We start from the raw sequence: 19,989 nt of genomic DNA, 5'->3' as shown, positions 1-19,989 counted from the left end.
GATAACACCATGCCTACCCCAAAAAAATATATTTTCTGCTATAGTCCATACACATTATATTTACTGGGTATGATGATCCATCTTGTCTGCATCCGTACCTCTACACAGGCAAACTTAGGATAGGAATCTGAACCATGCGCTCTCGTCTTGTTAGCACTCTCGCTCTCTCCCTCACCCTCTCGGGTGCCGCCCTTGCTCAGACTCACACCATCAACTTCGATTCCCTCGCGATCGGAACAATCGTAAGCAACCAGTTCACCGCTACCACGGGTGCGACTTTTAGCGCAGGCGGGCTCCCCACCGCACTTGGGCCGAACGGTGCCTGGGCAACCAACACCGACCTGACCGCAGTCTCCGCCACAGGAACAGATATTGGGGGATTTGGTGCCGCCAACGGCTTTACTCCCCCCTCTGGCAACCTCCTGCGTAGCTTCAACGGCTGGTTAGGTGAGAATGGTGATCCGGTCTTCACGATCAGCTTTGCGACCCCGATCACGTCGTTTAGCGCGACGTTTACGGGTATCTCCACACCCGCATCCACCCGTATCTTCGCCTACAATGCCAGCAATACCCAGATTGGCTTGATCGCGGCCTCCTTAACCGGTACCCAGCGCCTCAGCCTCGCGGGCCTGACGAACGCGACCAAGGTGATCATCACCCCCGGCGACTTCAACGACTGGGTGGGCGTGGACGATATAACGTTTACGCTTGCCGCGGGGAGCTCCGCTCCCGAGCCGGGGACGCTTGCGCTCCTGGGTCTGGGCATTATGCCGGGCGTGCTTATCGCCCGCCGCCGCCGTGCCAGCTAGCGCTTGACAATCGCCTCATCGAGGTTCAGTACCGCCCGAGCCAGCGCCGTCCACGCGGCCTGCTCGGGCGTTGCTGTGTCGGTGCCACAGAGCGCCTTGGCGCTGAGCTCGCCACTGGCAAAGCGCCTCTCTTGCTTCTCATAAAACGCCGTCAGGGCCGTGAGCTCGTCCCAGCTGGGCGGGCGGGTGACGACGCGGCGAAACAGCCGGGCGACACGGGTTTCGAGCAGGCCGGGCTCGCTTGCCATGTGCTTGCCCAGTGCCTGTGCGGCCTCCATAAAGACCGTGTCGTTGAGGAGGGTGAGGGCCTGGAGCGGTGTGTTGCTGATGTCGCGGCGGGCGACACAGGCCTCGCCGCTGGGGCCATCGAAGGTCTGGAACATCGCATAGGGCGCGGTGCGCTTGGCGAAGGTGTAGAGCCCCCGCCGGTAGCGGTCCTCCCCCGTGCTGACATTCCAGGCGAGCGCGCCGTAGGCTCCCTCGGTGGTGACACTGGGCGGCTGGGGCGGGAAGACACTGGCCCCCCCGAGCTTGGGCGAGAGCAGGCCGCAGGCGGTGAGCGCGGAGTCGCGCACGAGCTCCGCGTCCAGGCGCACCCGTGGCCCGCGCGAGAGCCAGAGGTTCTCCGGGTCCTTTGCCAGGGACTGGGGTGTCACCTTCGACGACTGCCGATAGGTCTGGCTCATCACGATGCGCTTGTGGAGTGTCTTCTGGCTCCAGCCACTGCGCATAAACTCCACCGCGAGGTTGTCCAGCAGCTCGGGGTGGGTGGGTGGTGTCCCCTGGTAGCCAAAGTCCTCGGTGGTCTTGACGATCCCCTTGCCAAAGAAGGCCGCCCACGCCCGGTTGACAATCACCCGCGCGGTCAGCGGGTTCTCCGGTGAGACCAGCCAGCGGGCAAAGGCCAGGCGACCACCTCTCCCCAACCCCTCACCTAAAGGCAAGGGGCTAAAGAGGGCGGGGACTGCGGCGCTTACCTTCTCGGTGGGCTGGAGGAACTCACCGCGATTGTGGATAAACGTCGCGCGGGGGTTCTCTTTCGGGCGCTCGATAAAGACAAGCGTGGTCGGGGGCTGCGGCAGCGAGCGGCGCAGGCTCTCCAGCTCCGTGCGGGCGCTGGCAAGCTCGGGAGCGACACGGACAAACTGCGTGCGGAGCGCCGCATCGTCGTTGCGTGCCAGCGCGTCTTCCAGTGCGGGCAGGAGCGCGAGAAATCCGCCGCCTCCGCCATTTTTTGGGGCAGGGGGGCTGTCCGTTGTCACCGAGAGGCGGAACTTGCCCAGGCCGGCAGCGTAGTACTGCTCAAAGACCATCGTCAGCGCGAGCGTGTCGGTCTCCAGCGGCTTCTCAAAGCTAAAGACCGCGACACTAGGCTTACCTTGGGAGCCGTTGATATTCCAGCCGGTCTGGGGGTTGGTGTCGAGTGCGTTCTGCGCATTGCCGACATTGGAGACTCCCTTGACCAGCTTCCCCGCGCTCGGAGTAAGAGTGCTCAGGTGAAAATCGCCGTGCGGCCCTTCGTAGGCGACCCGCCCGGGGCCGTGGCTGGGTAGGCGGTCATCGGGGAGGGCTTCGAGGCGCACCCCCGTAACTCCCTTGGGCAGGCTGGCCAGCTGGATGTCGTAGACATCGCGCTTGGTGCCATCGCCGCTCACGTAGACAATGCCATCGGGCTGAATGGTGAGCAGAGGCAGGTTGGAGCTCGCCTTGACCGGCTTGACCACCTCCCAGCGCACCGCGCCGGCCTGCTGGGTGGCTTTCCAGGTGGCAAAGGCGCGCTCAAAGGCCTCTTTACGGCGCGTCTCCACGGGGCGTGGGTCGGAGTCGGGCTGGGGGGTAGCAAGGCTCAGGCGGAACTTCCCTAGGGTGTGCTGACCGCCGTAGTCTTGCCGCAGGGTGACGGTCCATGTCTTCGCCGCAGTCGGCTTGGCGAGAGAGAAGGTCGCCGTGCGGTTCACGTTCCAGTTGCCCGTGCCCGCAATCGCCCAGCCCGTGTTGGGCTTGCCATCGAGCGCCGCCTGCGCCGAGAAGCCGTCTTGTGCGAAGTCGTGCTCGCCGCGTACGAGCTTCACCGGCTTGCCGTCGGCCTTGACCTCGAGCTCGGTGAGCACAAAGTTCCCGTGCGCCGTGCGTCCCGGCCCCATCCCCCCCAGCGCCGGGTCGGTGAGGGCCTCCAGGCGAAGCGCCGAGACGGGCTCGGCACCACCGGCGAGAGTCAGCGTGTAGGTGTCTTTGTCGGGGTTCGTCCCCGAGACAAAGACCGCGCCATCGGGGCGCACCTCGGGCTTGGCCCCCGATGCCACCTTGACCTCGCCAACAGCCGGCGTGCTCCAGCGCAGGGGCAGCGCCAGCGGCCAGCTCTCCGCCAGGGTCGCCTCCCGCTCCGCGATCGTCTTCTCGACCTCGGTGCGCTTCTTGGCCAGCTCGGGTGTCACCACATCCAGCTCGGGCTCCTCGGTGTTGTCTAAGAACGCCATGAGCTGGTAGTACTCTTTGTGGGTGATCGGGTCGTACTTGTGGGTGTGGCACTGCGCGCACTGGATCGTCAGCCCCAGCCAGGTCGCCCCGGTCGTGGCCATGCGGTCCACCATGGCGTAGTAGCGAAACTCCAGCGGGTCGATCCCCCCCTCTTCGTTGAGCATCGTGTTGCGGTGGAACCCTGTGGCGATCTTGTCATCGAGGGTCGCACCGGGCAATAAATCCCCCGCGAGCTGCTTGATCGTGAACTGATCGAAGGGCATATCGTTGTTGAGGGCCTTGATCACCCAGTCCCGCCACGGCCAGATTGTCCGCGGCTTGTCTTTTTCGTAGCCATTGGTGTCGGCGTAGCGTGCCAGATCGAGCCACTTGCGCGCCCAGCGCTCCCCGTAGTGCGGGCTTGCCAGCAGCCGGTCCACGAGTTTTTCATAGGCATCGGGGCGCGTGTCTTTAACAAAGGCCTCGGTCTCGTCGAGGGTCGGTGGCAGACCGGTCAAGTCCAGGCTCACGCGCCGGATCAGCGTGTAGCGGTCGGCCTCCGGCTGGAGCGCCAGCCCCCGCGGCTTGAGGCGCGCCGAGACCAGCGAATCGATCGTGTCCCCCCGCCGGGCGGGGGTGAGGGGGGAAACAAACGCCCAGTGCTTCTCGTACTTGGCACCGCTGGCCACCCAGCGCTGGAGGATGCTCTTTTGCGCGGCGGAGAGCGGCTTGTTGGTGTGGGAAGGCGGCATCTGGAGCGCATCGCCCGCGGGCTTGCTGATGCGCGCCAGCACCTCTTTGAGCTTCGCCGCTCCCGGTGACTGATCCAGCCGTAGCCCCGCCTCACGGTGCTTGTCGTCGGGGCCGTGGCACTTCAGGCAGTAGTTGGCAAGGATGGGCCGCACCTCGCGGTTGAAGTCCGGTGCCGCGCTCTTGGGTTTGGACTGCGCCAGTGCCGCCGCTGTGACAAGCCCTGTCAAGGCGAGCAATCCCGCTAGCTCTCGTTTCATCTTAAGAGTAGGGGTTCGACAGGGAGCGCGGCATTCCTCCTGTGGAAAAGAAAAAGCCCCGCGCGGGTCCGCACGGGGCTCTTCGGGGCACACTTAGCGAGTGCGCCGACGGCGTAAAACCACCAGGGTTCCCCCGAGGCTGAGCAAGGCGAGTGTCCCCGGCTCGGGTGCGGTGCTCGCGGTGACATTGTCGAAGAAGGCGCGCTCGGGGGTTGTGGTATAGGCAGCTCCCAGCGGAGCCTGTCCTCCAAGCCCAAGGTATCCCGTTCGTGCCGTAAAGTTGATATCGTTGCGAAGCGGGAGGTTTTGGAGAGTACTTATGGGAGTTCCATTGAGCAAGATACTCATGGTCTTGGCGGAGAAGTTTACCCGTAGGCCATAGTTTGCCCAGTTGTTGTAGCCCACCGCTGTTGGCGAGGCGAGTCCATAGGTAGTGGCGCCGCTTCCCCCAACCAGGAACCCTCCATAGAAGCCCAGGCTCGCAATTTCACGCAACCCCTGATCGAAGACACTGAGGCCCCACTGGCCGGTCTGGGCGCTCGGGGCTGTCACCAGCATGTCGAAGCTCAGGTCGAGGATTCCCGTGCTGGTACTCACGCCGATACCGGTCGCGGTACCAAAGATCGTCTGCTGCGCGACGGCACCATCGCTCCGGAGCGCCTGGCTCCCGGTGCGCACAGTCGCTGTCTGTATCTGACTGGCATTGAGGGCATTGGGGTAGTTGACCGCCTGCTGGGCGTTCGTCCCTGGGGTGAAGAGCGTCTCCCAGCCCGCGTTGTGGATCGCCCCCGGGCTTGTGGTAAACGTCCCTCCCGTGTAGGGGTTAAAGACCGTCGAGGTCGCGGTGGCGCTATAGCCGGGGGCTTCAAAGCCCGTAGAAAAAATGGTCTGTGCCTGTGCAAGGGTGGCGCTGAGTGCCACGAGGGTAGCGAGTGTAGAGCGTAGTGCGAGACGAGTTATCATGGAAGTATCCTCCTGAACAAGCAAGATAGACCCTGGCTCTTAAAAACAACATAAATCGCAAGCGGGGTCAGGCTTAAATTTCAAGAAGGAATAATTAAGGCAAGAGTTAAAATTTAAGGCAACCATGTCGGTTCATATCGAGCTTCTCGGTCGCCCGGCTATTGTCTTTCGCGACGGTAGCCGTGTCGAGCACTTCCCCACCCGTAAGGCGGCGGCCCTCCTGGGCTATCTGGCGCTCTGCCCGGGCGTCCCCCAGCCCCGTGAGGTTCTGGCCGAGCTCTTCTGGCCCGAGGTCGAGCCGGTCAGTGGACGCAATAGCCTCAATGTCGCGCTCAATGCCCTGCGCACCAGCCTGGGTGAGGCGCTGACCACCGACCGCACCTATGTCCAGCTCCTCCCGGAGCACGTCACCACCGACCTCGCGCTTGCCCTGGAGACGGGCCGTAGCTTCGACCCCGACCAGCTCCTAGCGGGCTTCTACGACGACTTTGTGATTGCCGAGCGCGAGCGGCTCAAGGCGCTGGGGCTGGGCTCGGCCAAGAGCGCTCCCACCCTTACAGAGACCCGCCGGATCGTCCCTGGGGGCGCGGTTCCCTTGGAGGCGAGCTACTATATCGAGCGGGCGACCGACGGTGCTCTGCGGGATGCGCTGCGCCGCACCGACTCCATTATCTTGCTCAAGGGGGCGCATGAGGTGGGCAAGACCAGCCTGCTGGCGCGGGGGGCTCAGGCCGCCCGCCAGAGCCGCGCACGGGTCGCGCTCACCGATCTGGCCACCCTCCCCGAGACCGATGCCACGGCCTTTTTCCGGGCGCTGGCCACCTCGCTCGCCGATGAGCTGGGCGTAGACGAGTCCCCTGAGGCGCTCTGGAGCGAGGCGCGCAGCCCCGCGATGAACCTAGAGCGCTTTGTCCGTCGCGCGGTGCTGGAGCCGCGTGGGACCTCGGTTGTCTGGGCACTCGACGAGGTAGACCGGCTCTTTGAGCTCCCCTTTGGCCCTGATCTCTTCCGGCTCTTCCGCTCCTGGCATAACCGCCGCTCGCTGGAGCCCGATGGCCCCTGGAGCGGGCTGACCCTCGTGATCGCCTACGCCACCGAGGCGCAGCTCTTCCTCACCGACCTGCACCAGTCGCCCTTCAACGTGGGAACGCGGCTGACTCTCTCGGACTTCACGCTGGAGGACACCGCCGAGCTCAACCGGCGCTTTGGCTCTCCCTTGGTTAGCTCCGACCAGCTCCTGGCGCTACGCGAGTGGATTGGGGGGCAACCCTACTTAAACCACCTCGCCTTCCACGCCCTCTCCGACGGCCTCCCGCTGGCCGAGCTGCTTGCCCAAGCGCTCAACCCCGAGGGGCTCTTTGGCGGCCACCTGCGCCGCCTGAGTGCGTCTTTGCAGCGCAGCCCCGGCCAGAGCGCCGCGATCCAGAGCCTGCTAGAGGGCAAGCAAACCCTCAGCCAAGAGCCCTTCTACCGCCTCCGCGCCGCCGGCCTCCTCGCCGGAGACTCGTCAAGCGAGGCCCGCTTCCGCTGCCGCCTCTACCGCGACTGGCTCCTCAGGAACGCAGAGCCATAAGTGCCCCCCTGAGGCATCACATCACACATCTGGTGTAAATACGTAGTGAAAATAGCTATTGAAGACAATGGCACTACAAACAGGACAGCGAGGCTTAGCGGCGATGGAGAATGGTGCCCCACAATCGCAATGGCGGTCTTGAAATGTCACATCATAATCATGGGCGAGTTTAAGAATATCGTCTTCAACCAATGTGATATCTCCTGTGTTAACGAATTGCTCCCGAAGCTCTGAGAGCTGCTTGTAGGCTAACGCAGTACGAGAATCATAACCACTCACGCCTTCACAGGCTTGCCAACATTCTGTACACTGAACCTCCCATGATCCTGCTCCCATGCCAATAGCCTTCGGATTCATCGCGAGTTGCATTCCACACAGGGGGCAAGTTATCGGGAGTGCGAGTGTCATAAGTATATTTGCCATAAGGATTTTGGGAAACTATACCACAGCGTTTTTCAGATAAGAGCGCTCTTGTAGAGAGTCGGTATAATCGCCTTATCAACGACGCACGAGACAACTTGGCACCGTTCTTTGTGACGGGGGGGACACTCTCTGCCGATGCGCGGAGCTATATCGCACGAAGCGCGGATAGTGAGCTTCTGGAGGCACTGCAAGGCGGGGCGTTTTGCTACGTCCTCAACACGCGCCAGGTCGGCAAGTCGAGCCTGATGATCCGCACGGCCCATGCCCTGCGGGAGCGCGGCGTCACGAGCGTGGTCTTAGACATCACGGCGGGCGGCTTTAACCTCACGCCCGACGCCTGGTACGATGGCCTGCTCCTGCAGCTCGCCGAGCAGCTTGCCCGTTTTTTGAAGCGCCCCGAGCTGGAGGAGACTCTGGAGACGGCGTTTGCCGCACGGAGCCAGCTTGGGGCGGCGCAGCGCTTCTTCCATGTGCTGGAGCAGGTCGCGCTCCCCGCAGCAGGCGAGCGGGGGCTGACGGTGTTTGTGGACGAGATCGACGCGGTGCGGCTACTGCCCTTCTCGGTGGACGAGTTCTTTGTGGGAATCCGTGCGCTCTACAACCGCCGTGCCGAGCGGGCAGAGCTGGCGCGGCTGACGTTTTGTTTGGTAGGAGTGGCGACTCCCAACCAGCTCATCGCAAACCCCTTGGTGTCGCCGTTCAATATCGGCAAGAAGATCACCCTCACGGACTTCACCCTCACCGATGCGGCCCCGCTGGCGGCCAGCCTTCCCGGTGGGAGTACAGCTCTGGCGCGTGTCCTCCACTGGACCGGCGGGCACCCCTACCTCACCCAGCGGCTCTGTGCGCGGCTTTTGGAGACGGGCGGGAGCGTGGACGAGGCAGTGACGAGCCTCTTTTTTACCCACGCGGCCCGGGAGAGCGACGACAACCTGGCCTTTGTGGCCACGCGCCTGCTCCGGGGGGAGGACGACCGTGCGGCCCTGCTGGAGCTCTATGGCAAGGTGCGGGGCGGGCAGCGGGTCGCCGACGATCCCACATCGCCCTTGTGCGACACGCTCCACCTCGCGGGGATTGTCCGCTCCCAGCCCGAGGGCACCCTGGCGGTTCGCAACCGGATCTACGCCCATGTCTTTGACCTTGTCTGGGTGCGGGAGAACCTCCCCGACGGAGAGCTGCGCCGCCAGCGTGCCGCGTTCCGGCGCGGTGCCCTACGGACGGGAGCCCTGGCGGGCGGGGTTCTGGCCGCCATGGGTGGGCTCACCGCCTGGGCGCTGCTCAGTGCCCGCCGCGCCGACGAAGCCGCACAGCGGGCCGACCGTGAGGCTGGGAGCGCCCTGCGTGCCCAGAAAACCTCCGAGCAGAACCGCACGCTCGCCCAGAAAAATCAGGCCCGTGCGGAGCGGCTCGCCCAAGAGCGCGCCCGTGCCCTCGCCGAGAAGGAGCAGGCGCTGCGCGAGAAAGAGGCCGCCCTTCAGGCAAAAGAGAGCGCTCTCAAGGACCGTGAGGCAGCTCTCGTCGCGGAGAAGACCGCACGGGGCCGGGCAGATCGTGCCACGGTCGCGGCACAGACCAACCTCGGCCGCGTCGAGCTGGCGCTGGCACTGCGGGCGCTCGGCAACGCCGAGACCGAGGCGGCGGCGGAGCATCTCACAGCAGCCCTGCAGCAGGGTAGGCTCTCCCCCGAGCAGGCACAGCTCGCGCAGTTCTGCCAGCAGACGATCACCGCCTGTGCGCCTCGTCTGCGACGCAAGATTGTCTGTCGTGGAACTCCCTCCACAGCGCTCTACTCGTCGGATGGGAGCAAGCTTGCGGTGGGAACCGAGAATGGCTGGGTCCAGGTATTTGAGAGCGTCACAGGCAAGCCCCTTAGCCCCGCCTACTTCCACGGAGCGGGAGTCACGGCGCTCGCGTTTCTCTCGGGGAACCGGCTGGCATCGGGGGGGAACGATAGTCGCATTCACCTCTGGGGAAAGGGAGCGCCCACCAGAGCCCTGGTCCACACGGTGCAGCACGCCCCGATCCTGGACCTTGCCCCCAGCCGTGAGGGCACGAAGCTGATCTCCAGTGGTCAGGGTGGGTGCGTGGTCTGGGACACGCGTACCGGAAACGAGATCAGCCGTGTCTGGGACGATGACATGGGGGGACGCTGGACGGCGGAGAAGAGTACCAAGATTCCCTACGCTCATGTGGCACGCTTTAGCAACCCCCAAGAGACCGAGCTCGCCTTTGGGGCCTATGGCTATGTCTGCAATATCGCCCGTGTCGCCACAGGGCAGATGACCCGCGCCTTCTCCACCGCGCAGAACAAGGCCGCCGGCCCCGACTGGGCCTACCAGTTTGTCCCCACCCCAACCCCCGGCGTGATCGCAGTGATCGGGCACTACACGGATGGAACGGGCAATGCCTGCCTCTACAACCTGGAGACGGGGCGGGCGGTCTCTCCCCTCATGGTCACGACCAATCCCATCACCCGCTGTGGGAGCTTCAGCCCCGATGGCAAGACCCTGGCCGTGGGGGACGAGGCAGGCAGCCTCTTGCTCTGGGAGCCCCGCAGTGGTCGTCCCGCCGACGGCCCCTACAGCCTCTTTCCTCCACAGCACTTCGTTCAGCAAGTCGCCTGGCTCCCCGATAGCGACCGCGTCCTAGCACAGACTCTCGGCGATCCCGTGGTTCTCTGGAGCAAGACGGAGAGGCGCATCGTCACGGCCCGCTTTCGCAATAGCCGTAGCTTTACCCTCTCCCCCACACAGCCCCAGGTCGCGATCCTCGGGACAAGCAGCACGCTCTCCCTCTGGAGCATCCCGCCCAGAAACCCCTCCCCCGTGCTACGGGTTCACTCGACAAACAATGGCCTACGGGATGAGCAGGTGGCCAAGGACAGCTACACCTGGCTAGGTTGGCTCGACAGTCCTCTGGAAAGCAGCGTGGTGCTCGATTTGGAGACGCGGCGTGTCCTCCAGAGCTCGCGCCTCTCTCTCAGCTGGAGCCCAGAGGGCCGCTATGTCGCGATCCACGATACTAGCTGCGCGGAGGTCTGGGATACGAAACTGCAGACGCGTGTGTGGCGTACCATTGTCCAGGCAAGCCCCAGCGCCCGTGTGCGCTGGGAAAAAGACCAGGCCAGCTTTATCCGTGAAAACGGCCTCACCGAGAAGATTCCCCTCACGCAGCCCCCAAAATAGAAAAGCCCCACACAGCGCTGCCGTGCGGGGCCTTTCCGGGCGAGAGTGGGCCTAGGCCTCGGGGGTCTCATCTCCCCCGACCAGAGCACTCAGATCGGGCATCCCCACGAGCGAGGCAGCCGCGTTCTGGATCGTCTCGATCAGCACCTCGGGGTCCACGGTGGGCGCGAGGGCCTCGGTGGCGACCATGATATGCGCGGTCGGCTGCTCGGGAACCGGGTAGCCCAGGTTCTCGATATGCGCCGCGTCGTCCTCGTTGGCCGGGTCGAGCGGCTGGACAAACTTCTCGTGGCGGTAGGGCTTGTGGGCGGCCAGCAGGAGCGCCTGGGTCCGCGGATCGCTCGCGCCCCCAAGGACATGCACCAGGACCGGCGGCAGGACCGCACGCTCGATCGCGAGGGCCATACTGGCTCCAAAGAAGCCCATGTTCGGGGCCGCGGGCTGGAAGGACTGGAGGATGCGCTGGGCGAGCTGGGCGTGCTCGGTCTCGCCGGTGGCCAAGAAGAGGCGCAGGAGCGAGTCGGCTAGGAGCATGTTGTCGGCGACATCACGGGTCCCGACCTTGAGGTTCCCTAGAGCATTGGGGCGCACCGGGGCATCGTAGAGCCCACCGGACTCCGCCGACTCCAGGTTGGCCCGGCTCCAGTTGGCGATCTCTTCGGCGCGGTCCAGGTACTTCACGCCCTGCCCGGCTTCGTAGAGGTCTAGCCCTGCCGCCACCAGATCGGCCGCATCCGAGAGCATCCCGGTCGGGATCTCCCCGACATCTTCGCCCTCGGCGGCTTGGAAGTGGGTCGGGCAGCCGCTCTCATCGACCAGGTTGGCCAGTAGGTAGTCCATCACGCGGCAGGCCTGGGCCAGCGCCTCGGTCTCGCCGGTCGCCTGCCACCACGCCACAAGCGCACGGACCGCAACGGCATTGGCCCCTGTCAGGATAGTCTCATCGACCGCAGGCGGGTTCCACTCGGCGCGCTCTTCCAGCGGCTGGGCGTAGTACTCCCCATCGGCAAACTGCGAGCCACCAAAGACGCCAAGGTCCTCGAACCAGAGCTGGGTGCGCAGGTAGTCGAGGCCCTTCTTGGCCGCGGCCTTGAGGGACTCCTCGCCCAGCAGGTTGTAGCCGCGGCAGAAGAGGCGCACGAGCGCGGCGTTGTCCTCGAGCAGCTTCTCGACCTGGGGGTTGCGCCAGTCGGGTGTCTGGGCGTAGCGGAAGAACCCGCCCGTGCCCTCATCGACCAGCCCGCCCTCGGCGATTCCCTTGAAGGTACGCTCCAAGATCAGCTTGAGGTCGGCATCGGGGGTCCCGGCGCGGAGGGTACGGGAGTACTGCTCCATCACCAGCTCGGTGACCTCGTTCTGGGGGAACTTCTGGCCGTTGTGCCCGAAGCCACCAAAGGCGAAGTCGAACTCAAACTTTGCGCCCAAGAGCACGCCAAAGGGGATATTGGGATCGACAGGCAGGTTGGGATCGAACGGCGGGGCGGCGTGCTGCTGGCGGATCTGCTCGCGCTGCCCGGCGACATGCTGGGCGATCCCGGCCTTCTCGTGGCGGTAGGAGTTGAGCACCTGCGGCAGGAGCTGGGCCATGCCATCGGGCGGGACACTCGTGCCGCCCCAGAGGATATCTCCCTCTCCGGTTAGGACACAGGTGGTCGGCCAGCCACCCTGCGTGTAGCGGGCGTTGACATCAGGACGCTTGTCGGAGTCCACGCGAACGGGGATGACATTGTCGTTGATGTACTGGGCGAGGGCTTCGTTGCCATAGGTGTTCTCGTCCATCGCGGCGCAGTACTGGCACCAGGTTGCGGTGATCGAGAGCAGAACGGGCTTATCCTGCGCACGGGCCTCGGCAAATGCCTCTTCACCCCAGGTGCGCCACTCCACTTGACTCATAATTTACATTCCGTTTAGTCAAAATTTTAGGGAGCGCGGCCCATGGGCGAACGCTCCCCCAACGAGAGAGTATACCACGTCGCCGCTAGCGCCGGATTTTAATAAAGTGATCCGCCATCGCATTGGGCAGCGGGCTCCCCGGAAAGATCGGCCGCGTCGGCATGTGGCAGGAGACACACTTCTCTTTCGGGTTCACCGGGCACTCTTTTTTCGGCGCAGCGTGGCACGAGAGACAGACCGCCTCGTAGTGCTTGGTGTCCGTGGACGCATCTTCGTGCGGGTTGTGGCAGGTCAGGCAGGTGAGCTTGTCCTTGCTCTCTGTAAAGCACTTGCTCAGCGAGAGGCCAAAGGGCTGGAAGCGCTGGGTGCTGTCGCGCTCACGGGGGTCCATGGTCGCCAGCTCGGCCGCGGTGCGGTGACAGCGCCCACAGAGCTCATTGACCGCCGCGCCACTCTTGGCATCGAACTGCCGTAGCCGGGAGTCGTCGGTGACACGCCCCTGCTGCTTGGCGGCGACATGGCGGCTCCCCGGCCCGTGGCAGGACTCGCAGCCGACCCCATAGAACTTCGGTTCCGGCTTGAGAGAGTTTGTCGGCAGCGTTGCCGTGTGGCAACCCAAGCAGTGTCGGGTCGTGGACTCGTCGTAGGGGCGCCCCAGGCCACCCGGCGCGAGCCCCTGCTGCCCCGGTGTCGTGTGCCAGGTCTTCTGGATCGGGAAGTAGCTCTGGTAGCTCTCCGCACTCCCCGCCTCAAAGAGCGCGAGGAAGGTCATCCCGGTCTTCCCCGAGCCCAGCACCAGCTCCAGGGGGATGGTCTTTTTGGTGATCGCCAGCGCCACCGCCAGCTTCTCGCCCTCTTGCACCAGAGTCAGCCCTCCCGGAATCGCCCCAAGTGCGGGGGCGAGCGGCCCCAGCGCGGCGAGAGTCGCATCGTGGAGCGTGCTCATGTGCCGGGTCTTCTGGTGGCTCTCAAACTCCGCGGCGTGGCAGGGCTGGCAGGCGGCGTTGCCGACATAGACGGAGAAGTTCGCCTCCGGGGGGAGCGCCACAGGGGGCTTTTTCTCCGGCGCGCACGCCACCATCGCGAGTAGCACAAGCGGGAAAAGAAGGCAGCAGAGCCCACGGAGCGCGTTTCTCATGGCAAGTGCCCTGAGTGTAGCTCATGCGGTATCCTATTTGCCATGAATATCGCAGACTTAAACGAAATCGCCGGGCGACGCTACCCCGCCCGGCGCTGGACACGAAACCTGGTGGGAGGGGCATCCCCGGTTCAGTGTGAGAACTTTGCCCTTGGCTACGTGGTGCTGGAGCCAAACGGCGGCCAGGTGCCCTGGCACAACCAGGAGCAAGAGGAAGTGTACTTCATTGTCGAGGGCGAGGGCGAGATGTGCCTGGGCGACGAGCGCCAGGCGGTCAAGGGTGGGCAGTGTGTCTACATCCCCCCGACCGTCTTCCACCAGCTCACCAACACCGGCTCCACGCCGATGGTCATGATCTACGCCTACGGCCCCGCCGGCGATGTGGCCCACTGGAAGCAGGAGCTCGAAGGCACCCTCCCCCGCGCCGGGATCGATGTCCCCGCCCTCCCCGAGGGCGCCGCGCCCCAGTGCACGGAGAAGCCGTAGAGTTCCCGTCATTTAGATCGCCCCCATCGTTTATCGCCCCCATGAACGGGGGCGTCTTGCTGTCGTCGCAGGCTCCGACACGAAGGGCTCCGCCCATACAGAATTATAGGGAGTGTGTAGGGGGTTAGATTTCTTCGTCGTCGAACGTGGTGTGGTTGGCGTGGTGTTCTTTCTGTTTGAGAACATAGGCCTTTGCCGCACAGACATGCTCTGGGCTTAGGGAGAACGCGGCATAGCCCGGCTCCCATGCGAAGAACCGACCAGGGCCAACGTGGTTGCGGATGGTCGAGGAGGAGCTCCCCTTGATCTGGTTCATGAGCTTGGCAATGCTTAGCGTGCTGGGGATTGTCACGACGAGGTGCACATGGTCTGCAATCCCACCGATGGCGAGAACTTCACAGCCGAGCTGAGTCGCTTCGGCAGAGATCGCATGGTAGACCACACGCTCGATATCGTCGGTGATCAGAGGGCGACGCTCATGCGTGGCCCAGACGAGATGGAGAGCGAGAACCAGCATATTACGGCGCTGGGACCGAGAGTCTTCTTTCACGCCCCTATAACGGGTGAGCACCGCCAAATCTGACAAAAATCACGAAAAATATTTTCAGCCCCATAAACTTCCCATGGCCGAAGGCCTTCGTGTCCGAGGCACGAGGACAGCAAGACGCCCCCCTCCAACGGGGGCGATCCAAACGAGGGGCGATCACAGCTCCGTGTACTTCTTCGAGCTCCCGCGCGCTTTCTCCACCGGATACTTCTCCGCATTGCGTGCCATCTTCGCGGCAAATGCGGTCTCCAAATCAACTCCGAGGTCGTGGGCCAGCAGGAGCGTGTAGTAGAGTACATCGGCGAGCTCCTCGCCGACGGCCTCCCGGCGCTCGGTGAGACGGGTGGTGAGGGCATCACCGTTGGTCCACTGCATGTGCTCTAGGACCTCTCCCACCTCCAGCGAGAGGGAGAGCGCCAGGTCCTTGGGGTTGTGGAACTGCGCCCAGTCGCGGGCATCGCGGAAGGCGACAATCTGTGCCGTCAGGTCGGTGAGGTCGGGCTTGGTCATGGGGTTTCCGTTAGGAGGGGCTTTCTTTGAGCTCGGTGAGGATTACTTCGGCCAGCTCCTTGCTCTCGGTGTAGCGCAGGGCTTGCTGGAGCAGGCGGGGACGATCCGCGGGAGTCGCACGGGCCGCGAGGCGCTGCCAGAGCTTGGGCAAGGGTAGGTAGGTCGGGGAGCGCCAGCCTTCCTCCGCGAGCGTGGCGAGTGCCGCCGCCGCCACCCGGGCTTCGTCGGGGGTGAGCGACTCGATATCCAGGTTCCGAAGCTGCTCGCCCACCTGCAGGAGAGCCTGGAGCAAGGGCTGCGCCGCGCGTGTCGGCTCGGCCCTATCCGGGCTCAGCGTCAGGCGCTGGGTCCCCTGCACCTGCGCCGCCAGCTGGTCTAGAAAGAGCCAGAGTGTCCGCTCCGGTGTGCCCGAAGCCACCGAGAGCAGGCGGACATTCTTGCGCTCCCAGTAGGTGCGCTGGTGCTCACTGGGCTCGTCAAAGGTCAGGACATAGGCGGGGCGGCGCGCCTCGCGGAGCTGGCGGTCGAGCTTGTTGAAGATCAGGCGGAAGTTAGGATCGCGCAGGCTGTAGCCCACAAACAGAAAGGTCCGGTTGAGCAAGAGCCCCTCCAGGAGCGAGGCCATGAGCGGACGCCGGTCGAAGAAATCGTCGTAGTCGTCCCGGCTGAGCACCACATCGTCGTAGTCCCCGCTCCAGTCGCCGTGGGCCAGGTCGCCGTGGAGCTTGACCGTGTAGACCCCCCGCCCCCCGGTCTGCGGGATATCGCGTGCCTGGGCCACGGTGACCGGAAAGCGGCGCAGGTGGGTCAGGGTGCGCTCCAAGAGGTCGTCGTAGTTTGTGGTGAGAATATGGCGAATCGGCAGGCCCAGCAGGAGGTAGTGGCTCAGCGACGGCAGAAGCTCGGGGCGGTCCAGCAGGCGCAGGAGGAGCTGCTGAACCCGCGCGGAGTGCGCCACGCCGTGGTGGTTCCGGTACCACTGCGCGATCTCCAAGGCACTCTCTTGATCGTCGCCCACCGCGGTGATCCCCAGCTCTCTTGCCATCGCGGCGATAACCGCCTTGTAGCCCGGGAGCCCCGCGCCCTCAGAGACTCCCGCTCCCACAAAGAGCGCGCTCTCATCGGCGGTGATCGCTGTGGCGAGCTCGGGGATGGCGGCGGTGAGCGTGTCCGGCAGCGTGGGAGCTGCCCCGATACGCTGGCGGGCATCGCTAAAGAGCCGGTAGTCGTTGGGGGTGTAGAGCACGAAGACGGCATCGACTCCGGGGAAGTCCTGCAGGGCACTCCGCGCCGCCTCCAGCTGCGCCTCCGCGACCTTGTGCTCGTCCCAGCGCCCTCCCCCACCGCCTAGCAAGAGCGCAGGGAGCGCGATAGTCAGGGTCGGCTTCTTGGCCGTGCGGCGCGACTCGAGCTTGGGCGCAGCGCAGCGGATCGCCGCCGCCGCCGCGAGGGCGGCGTGCTGTGCGTGGGAGTGCCCGCCCGCCGCGGCCACACAGACAATTCCATAGGGTGGCTCGGTGCGGCGCAGTGGCACCCAGAAGGTGTCACCAATCTCGAGCCACTCTTGGTTTTTATGGGCTAGAAACGCCTGGTAGGCATGGCGGTAGTCGTCGCGAAATCCCGGAATCTCGGTCACGGCCCGGTGGAGGCGCCCGCGAAACCGGCTCTCTAGCCCCTGGCGGTCCATCGGAAGCACCAGCGCCTCGCAGCCCAGCTGGGTGAGGTCGCCCTGGGTGAGTAAGATCGCGTTGTCCGTCACTCTGTTGTTATACCGCGCTGACTGCGATACAAACGCTGTATGAAGCTCTCTCTTAGCCTGCTCTGCCTGGCTGCTCTTACCCTCCCCGCCGCCGCCTGGAACAAGCCCGGTCACATGACCACGGCCGCGGTCGCCTACCACGATCTCAAGTCCGACACGGCGCTGATCGGCAAGCTCGTGGCGATCCTGCGCGAGCACCCGGACTACGCCACCCAGTGGAAGCCGCAAGTAGACGAAGGCGCGGCGGCGGGGGTCCCCGAGGCGGAGGTGCTCCTGATGCTGGCGGCGCGCTGGCCCGACGACTCCGACGATGGCCATTCCGGGCAGAAGGGCGAGTGGCACTACATCAACACGCCGCTGGTCTTCGATGGCAGCCCCACCAAGCCGGCCAAGCCCAACAACCTGGTGACCTCGTTCGCCGAGCGGGTGCAGGAGCTCAGGACCGCCCCGGAGAGCGCAGAGGGTAAGGTTCAGCGGGCAATCGCGCTGTGCTGGATTCTCCACCAGATCGGCGACTCGCATCAGCCCCTGCACGCGGTCTCCCTCTTTAGCCAGCGCTTCCAGGGCAACGCCGGCGACCTGGGCGGCAATATCTTCTATGTCCGCTTCTCCGAGGGCGGCGCGACCCAGAAGCTCCACTTTATCTGGGACGAGGCCATCACCACCAGCTACAACCTGCGCCAGCTCAACAACCTCGCCCTGACACTCCGCGCCGACAACCCGCGCGCCAGCTTCTCCACCCTGCGTGAGCAAAAGCCCGAGACCTGGATCGCCGAGAGCGCCACGCTCGCCAAGAGCGTGGTCTATCTCAATGGCGCGCTCCAGAGCGGACCCAATAAAAACAACGGTATCGTCCTCCCGGCCGGCTACTCCCAGGAGCGTGGCCGGGTGGGCAAGCAGCGCGGAACCCTCGCCGGCTACCGCATGGCCGACTGGCTCCGCGCCAACGTGAAGTAGCCGCCCAATCGAATTGGGCGTCAGCAATGGCCTGCGGCCACGAAGCCCGTGCCGGGCTGAGGAATTGGGTAGCCCGCACCCGGAGGGTACCCGGGCTTTGCGGCGGAGGAACGACGCCATTGCAGACGCCGGTTTCAAGCGGCGGCTACTTGGGCTTGTTGAAGACCTTCGGGTCGATAGGGACATCCCAGCGGGTGCTCTTTATGGTGATGGCGATATCGCCCATGGAGGGGTTCTTCTGAACGGTCTTGTGGGGGACGATCACCCCACCACTGGGCCGAAAGTCCGAGTAGAGCTCGGGGCCTTCGGTGTCGCGGCGTAGGATGAGGAAGCTCTTGGTGGAGACATACTCGGTCAGGCGCTCGCCAGACTTGGTGGTCTTTAGGAGAACATAGCACTCCTCACCGCCCACCTTCTCGGTGCCGGTAAGCTCGATTGTCGCAAAGAGCTTGCGCGGCTCCAGTAGCCCAAGCGAGAGATCGGCCTCGGCGCGGGCGCGCTCACTGGGCGGAATCTCCTGCGGCGGAAGAAAGCTCGCACTGATCCACGGGCCCTTGCCATCGTAGCCTGCGGACAAGGTCCCAATCTTCTTGCCCACCGCCAGAATACTAAGCCGCTGCGCCTGGCGCCCCTGAGCGGCGTAGGCCTCGCCGGCCGCCTGCATCCCCTGGTTCTCAAAGTCCACGGCCACCGTGTCCACACGGCTCTTGTGCTTGCTCCACGCCGCTCGTCCGCCCGCCGCCGTGAGCATCTTCTCCAGCAGAGCATCTACCGTGAGTGGCGCGACATAGGTGTTCTCTTTCACCCGTGCCAGCACCAGCTTCACCCCGGGCTGCTCCCAGGTCAGTCCCTTCTCATCGAACGTCGCCTTGAATGTCTCGGGCAGCGGCGGCGTGAGGCGGTAGACACGGCCCGTCACGTGTTGCATGGCGTAGGGCGGCTGACCGGGCACCGTGAGCACCAGGTGGTCTTTCTCAAAGCCAACCTTGAAGGTAACAGAGGGAGTCGTGCTCGTGTAGCTCCCGGCTTCGTCCTTGCTGGGCACGGTGGGCGGGGTCGCGGGCTTGCTGGGCTCGGCTGCGGGCTTCTCCTCCTGAGGCTTCTCCCCACTCAAGCTCCGCCAGACCAGCTCTTGGATCTCGCGTGCCATGGGGCTCTGGCTGACATTGCTGAGCATCACCAAGCCCCATTTTTTCTCGGGGACAAAGGCGACCTCGGCGTTGAAACCATCGATATTGCCACCGTGCTCAACCACAGACGCCCCCTTCCACTTGTCCAGGAACCAGCCGTAGCCGTAGTCCACCGTCGGGCTCATGGAGATATGCTTCTGGGTCATGGCTGCGTAGCTCTCCGGGCTCAGGAGCGGCTTGGCCTCGCTTAGGAGCGCCTCTACCCACTTGGCCATGTCCACCACCGACGAGTTGATCGCGCCGGCGGGAGCGGTGGCGGTGATATCGCGCCAGGGGAGTGGCTTCTGCGAGGCGGGGTCGTAGCCCGTGGCGTGGTCCTTATCGGCGAGGGCCTTGGCGACCGAGAGCGTGCTTCGGGTCATCCCGAGCGGCGCGAAGATCTTCTGCTCGATCACTTTCTCGTAGGGCATCCCAAACGCCGTGGCCGCGACCTCACCGGCGGCGGCGAACATGAGGTTCTGGTACTGGAACTTCTCCCCCAGCTTCGCCGTGGGCTTGGCGGCTCCCACCGCCTGGATGAGCTCTTTGCGGCTGAGGGTTCCCTCGCCCGCCAGCATCAAAAAGTCGGTGCGCGGCAGGCCCGAGCTGTGGCAGAGCAGGTCGGAGACCGTGAGCTTGGCGTTGGTCTCGGGGTCGCGGAGCTTGAAGTAGGGCAGGTAGGTCACGGGGCGCTCGCTGAGCTTGACCTTGCCCGCATCCACGGCCATGAGCACCGCGGTGGCGGTAAATGCCTTGGTGGACGAGCCGATACAGTAGAGGGTCTCGGGGGTGGCGGGGAGCTTTTTGGCCACATCGCGCAGCCCAAAGCCGTGTGTGTAGACCAGCTTGCCGTCCCTCAGCACCCCCAGCGAGAGCCCGGGAATCTTATACTTCACCCGCGCTGCCTCCACCTGTTTCTCCAGAGCGGCAAACTCGGAGGGGGTCTGGGCGGAGGCAAGCGCGGGGAGCGTGAGCGCAAACAGCGAGGCAAGAAAGTAGCGTTTCATCGCCTTTAAGATCGCGCTCAGAGACGATTGGTTACACAGTAGCCCCTAGTGCATCGTCTGTCCTTAGCGATCCCGGCGTGTTGAGCGCCGGGATCGCCACAAG

Annotated in this window: 14 protein-coding genes; 5 read left to right on the top strand and 9 right to left on the bottom strand. The window is 64.6% G+C overall.

Features of this window, described 5'->3' with window-relative positions; translation table 11 throughout:
* Nucleotides 1-134 precede the first annotated feature (134 nt).
* Entirely contained in the window at nt 135-809 is a 675-nt protein-coding gene (locus HNQ39_RS11705; RefSeq protein ID WP_184195781.1) for a PEP-CTERM sorting domain-containing protein, read from the top strand.
* Here HNQ39_RS11705 and HNQ39_RS11700 read toward each other — a convergent pair.
* Entirely contained in the window at nt 806-4,276 is a 3,471-nt protein-coding gene (locus HNQ39_RS11700; protein ID WP_184195777.1) for a PSD1 and planctomycete cytochrome C domain-containing protein, read from the bottom strand. The two genes, HNQ39_RS11705 and HNQ39_RS11700, sit on opposite strands and share 4 nt — an antisense overlap.
* A gap of 93 nt (nt 4,277-4,369) precedes the next feature.
* On the bottom strand, nt 4,370-5,239 hold the full coding sequence (locus HNQ39_RS11695; RefSeq protein WP_184195774.1) for a PEP-CTERM sorting domain-containing protein: 870 nt from the start codon (nt 5,237-5,239) through the stop codon (nt 4,370-4,372).
* Between the two features lie 124 nt (nt 5,240-5,363).
* Here HNQ39_RS11695 and HNQ39_RS11690 point away from each other — a divergent pair, with 124 nt between their 5' ends.
* Nucleotides 5,364-6,812, top strand: coding sequence for an AAA-like domain-containing protein (locus HNQ39_RS11690; protein ID WP_184195771.1), 1,449 nt, complete (start codon nt 5,364-5,366; stop codon nt 6,810-6,812).
* 21 nt (nt 6,813-6,833) lie between these two features.
* Here HNQ39_RS11690 and HNQ39_RS11685 read toward each other — a convergent pair whose 3' ends face one another.
* A complete protein-coding gene (locus HNQ39_RS11685) occupies nt 6,834-7,220 on the bottom strand; it encodes a hypothetical protein (protein WP_184195768.1) in 387 nt (128 codons plus the stop codon).
* 110 nt (nt 7,221-7,330) lie between these two features.
* On the opposite strand from HNQ39_RS11685, the gene HNQ39_RS11680 reads away from it, so the two are divergent.
* Nucleotides 7,331-10,420 carry an AAA-like domain-containing protein gene (locus HNQ39_RS11680; protein WP_184195765.1) on the top strand — a complete coding sequence of 1,030 codons (3,090 nt, stop codon included), beginning with the start codon at nt 7,331-7,333 and terminating at the stop codon, nt 10,418-10,420.
* 51 nt (nt 10,421-10,471) lie between these two features.
* On the opposite strand, the gene HNQ39_RS11675 is transcribed toward HNQ39_RS11680, so the two are convergent.
* Together HNQ39_RS11675 and HNQ39_RS11670 are read right to left on the bottom strand one after the other, a co-directional pair.
* Nucleotides 10,472-12,313 (bottom strand): thioredoxin domain-containing protein, encoded by a 1,842-nt coding sequence (locus tag HNQ39_RS11675; RefSeq protein ID WP_184195762.1) that lies wholly within the window; start codon nt 12,311-12,313, stop codon nt 10,472-10,474.
* 85 nt (nt 12,314-12,398) lie between these two features.
* Nucleotides 12,399-13,451: a multiheme c-type cytochrome gene (locus HNQ39_RS11670; protein WP_184195759.1), complete on the bottom strand. Its 1,053-nt coding sequence runs from the start codon at nt 13,449-13,451 to the stop codon at nt 12,399-12,401.
* A 42-nt stretch (nt 13,452-13,493) separates the two neighbouring features.
* Between HNQ39_RS11670 and HNQ39_RS11665 the strand changes: the two genes are divergently transcribed.
* Nucleotides 13,494-13,937, top strand: coding sequence for a cupin domain-containing protein (locus HNQ39_RS11665; RefSeq protein ID WP_184195756.1), 444 nt, complete (start codon nt 13,494-13,496; stop codon nt 13,935-13,937).
* Nucleotides 13,938-14,061: 124 nt separating this feature from the next.
* Here the strand turns inward: HNQ39_RS11665 and tnpA are convergent, their stop codons facing one another.
* From tnpA to HNQ39_RS30565, 3 genes are all read right to left on the bottom strand, one after another.
* Nucleotides 14,062-14,487, bottom strand: a complete 426-nt coding sequence (tnpA, locus tag HNQ39_RS11660; RefSeq protein WP_184195753.1) for an IS200/IS605 family transposase — start codon at nt 14,485-14,487, stop codon at nt 14,062-14,064.
* Nucleotides 14,488-14,640: 153 nt separating this feature from the next.
* On the bottom strand, nt 14,641-14,994 hold the full coding sequence (locus tag HNQ39_RS11655) for a nucleotide pyrophosphohydrolase (protein WP_184195750.1): 354 nt from the start codon (nt 14,992-14,994) through the stop codon (nt 14,641-14,643).
* A 10-nt stretch (nt 14,995-15,004) separates the two neighbouring features.
* Complete coding sequence (locus HNQ39_RS30565) at nt 15,005-16,753, bottom strand: SIR2 family protein (RefSeq protein WP_184195747.1); 1,749 nt, start codon at nt 16,751-16,753, stop codon at nt 15,005-15,007.
* Between the two features lie 39 nt (nt 16,754-16,792).
* Between HNQ39_RS30565 and HNQ39_RS11645 the strand changes: the two genes are divergently transcribed.
* A complete protein-coding gene (locus HNQ39_RS11645; RefSeq protein WP_184195744.1) occupies nt 16,793-17,710 on the top strand; it encodes a S1/P1 nuclease in 918 nt (305 codons plus the stop codon).
* 145 nt (nt 17,711-17,855) lie between these two features.
* On the opposite strand, the gene HNQ39_RS11640 is transcribed toward HNQ39_RS11645, so the two are convergent.
* On the bottom strand, nt 17,856-19,886 hold the full coding sequence (locus HNQ39_RS11640; RefSeq protein ID WP_184195741.1) for a serine hydrolase: 2,031 nt from the start codon (nt 19,884-19,886) through the stop codon (nt 17,856-17,858).
* Nucleotides 19,887-19,989 lie beyond the last annotated feature (103 nt).

Source organism: Armatimonas rosea (assembly GCF_014202505.1).
Taxonomy (GTDB): Bacteria; Armatimonadota; Armatimonadia; order Armatimonadales; family Armatimonadaceae; genus Armatimonas; species Armatimonas rosea.
Note: the sequence above shows the minus strand (reverse complement) of the source record. Positions and strands in the feature narration are given on the sequence as shown.

Coding starts and splice junctions, on each gene's coding strand:
- HNQ39_RS11645 (WP_184195744.1), top strand. CDS start 16,793: ATGAAGCTCTCTCTTAGCCTGCTCTGCCTGGCTGCTCTTACCCTCCCC.
- HNQ39_RS11655 (WP_184195750.1), bottom strand. CDS start 14,994: ATGACCAAGCCCGACCTCACCGACCTGACGGCACAGATTGTCGCCTTC.
- HNQ39_RS11695 (WP_184195774.1), bottom strand. CDS start 5,239: ATGATAACTCGTCTCGCACTACGCTCTACACTCGCTACCCTCGTGGCA.
- HNQ39_RS11685 (WP_184195768.1), bottom strand. CDS start 7,220: ATGACACTCGCACTCCCGATAACTTGCCCCCTGTGTGGAATGCAACTC.
- HNQ39_RS11700 (WP_184195777.1), bottom strand. CDS start 4,276: ATGAAACGAGAGCTAGCGGGATTGCTCGCCTTGACAGGGCTTGTCACA.
- HNQ39_RS11675 (WP_184195762.1), bottom strand. CDS start 12,313: ATGAGTCAAGTGGAGTGGCGCACCTGGGGTGAAGAGGCATTTGCCGAG.
- HNQ39_RS11670 (WP_184195759.1), bottom strand. CDS start 13,451: ATGAGAAACGCGCTCCGTGGGCTCTGCTGCCTTCTTTTCCCGCTTGTG.
- HNQ39_RS11640 (WP_184195741.1), bottom strand. CDS start 19,886: ATGAAACGCTACTTTCTTGCCTCGCTGTTTGCGCTCACGCTCCCCGCG.
- HNQ39_RS11705 (WP_184195781.1), top strand. CDS start 135: ATGCGCTCTCGTCTTGTTAGCACTCTCGCTCTCTCCCTCACCCTCTCG.
- HNQ39_RS11665 (WP_184195756.1), top strand. CDS start 13,494: ATGAATATCGCAGACTTAAACGAAATCGCCGGGCGACGCTACCCCGCC.
- HNQ39_RS11690 (WP_184195771.1), top strand. CDS start 5,364: ATGTCGGTTCATATCGAGCTTCTCGGTCGCCCGGCTATTGTCTTTCGC.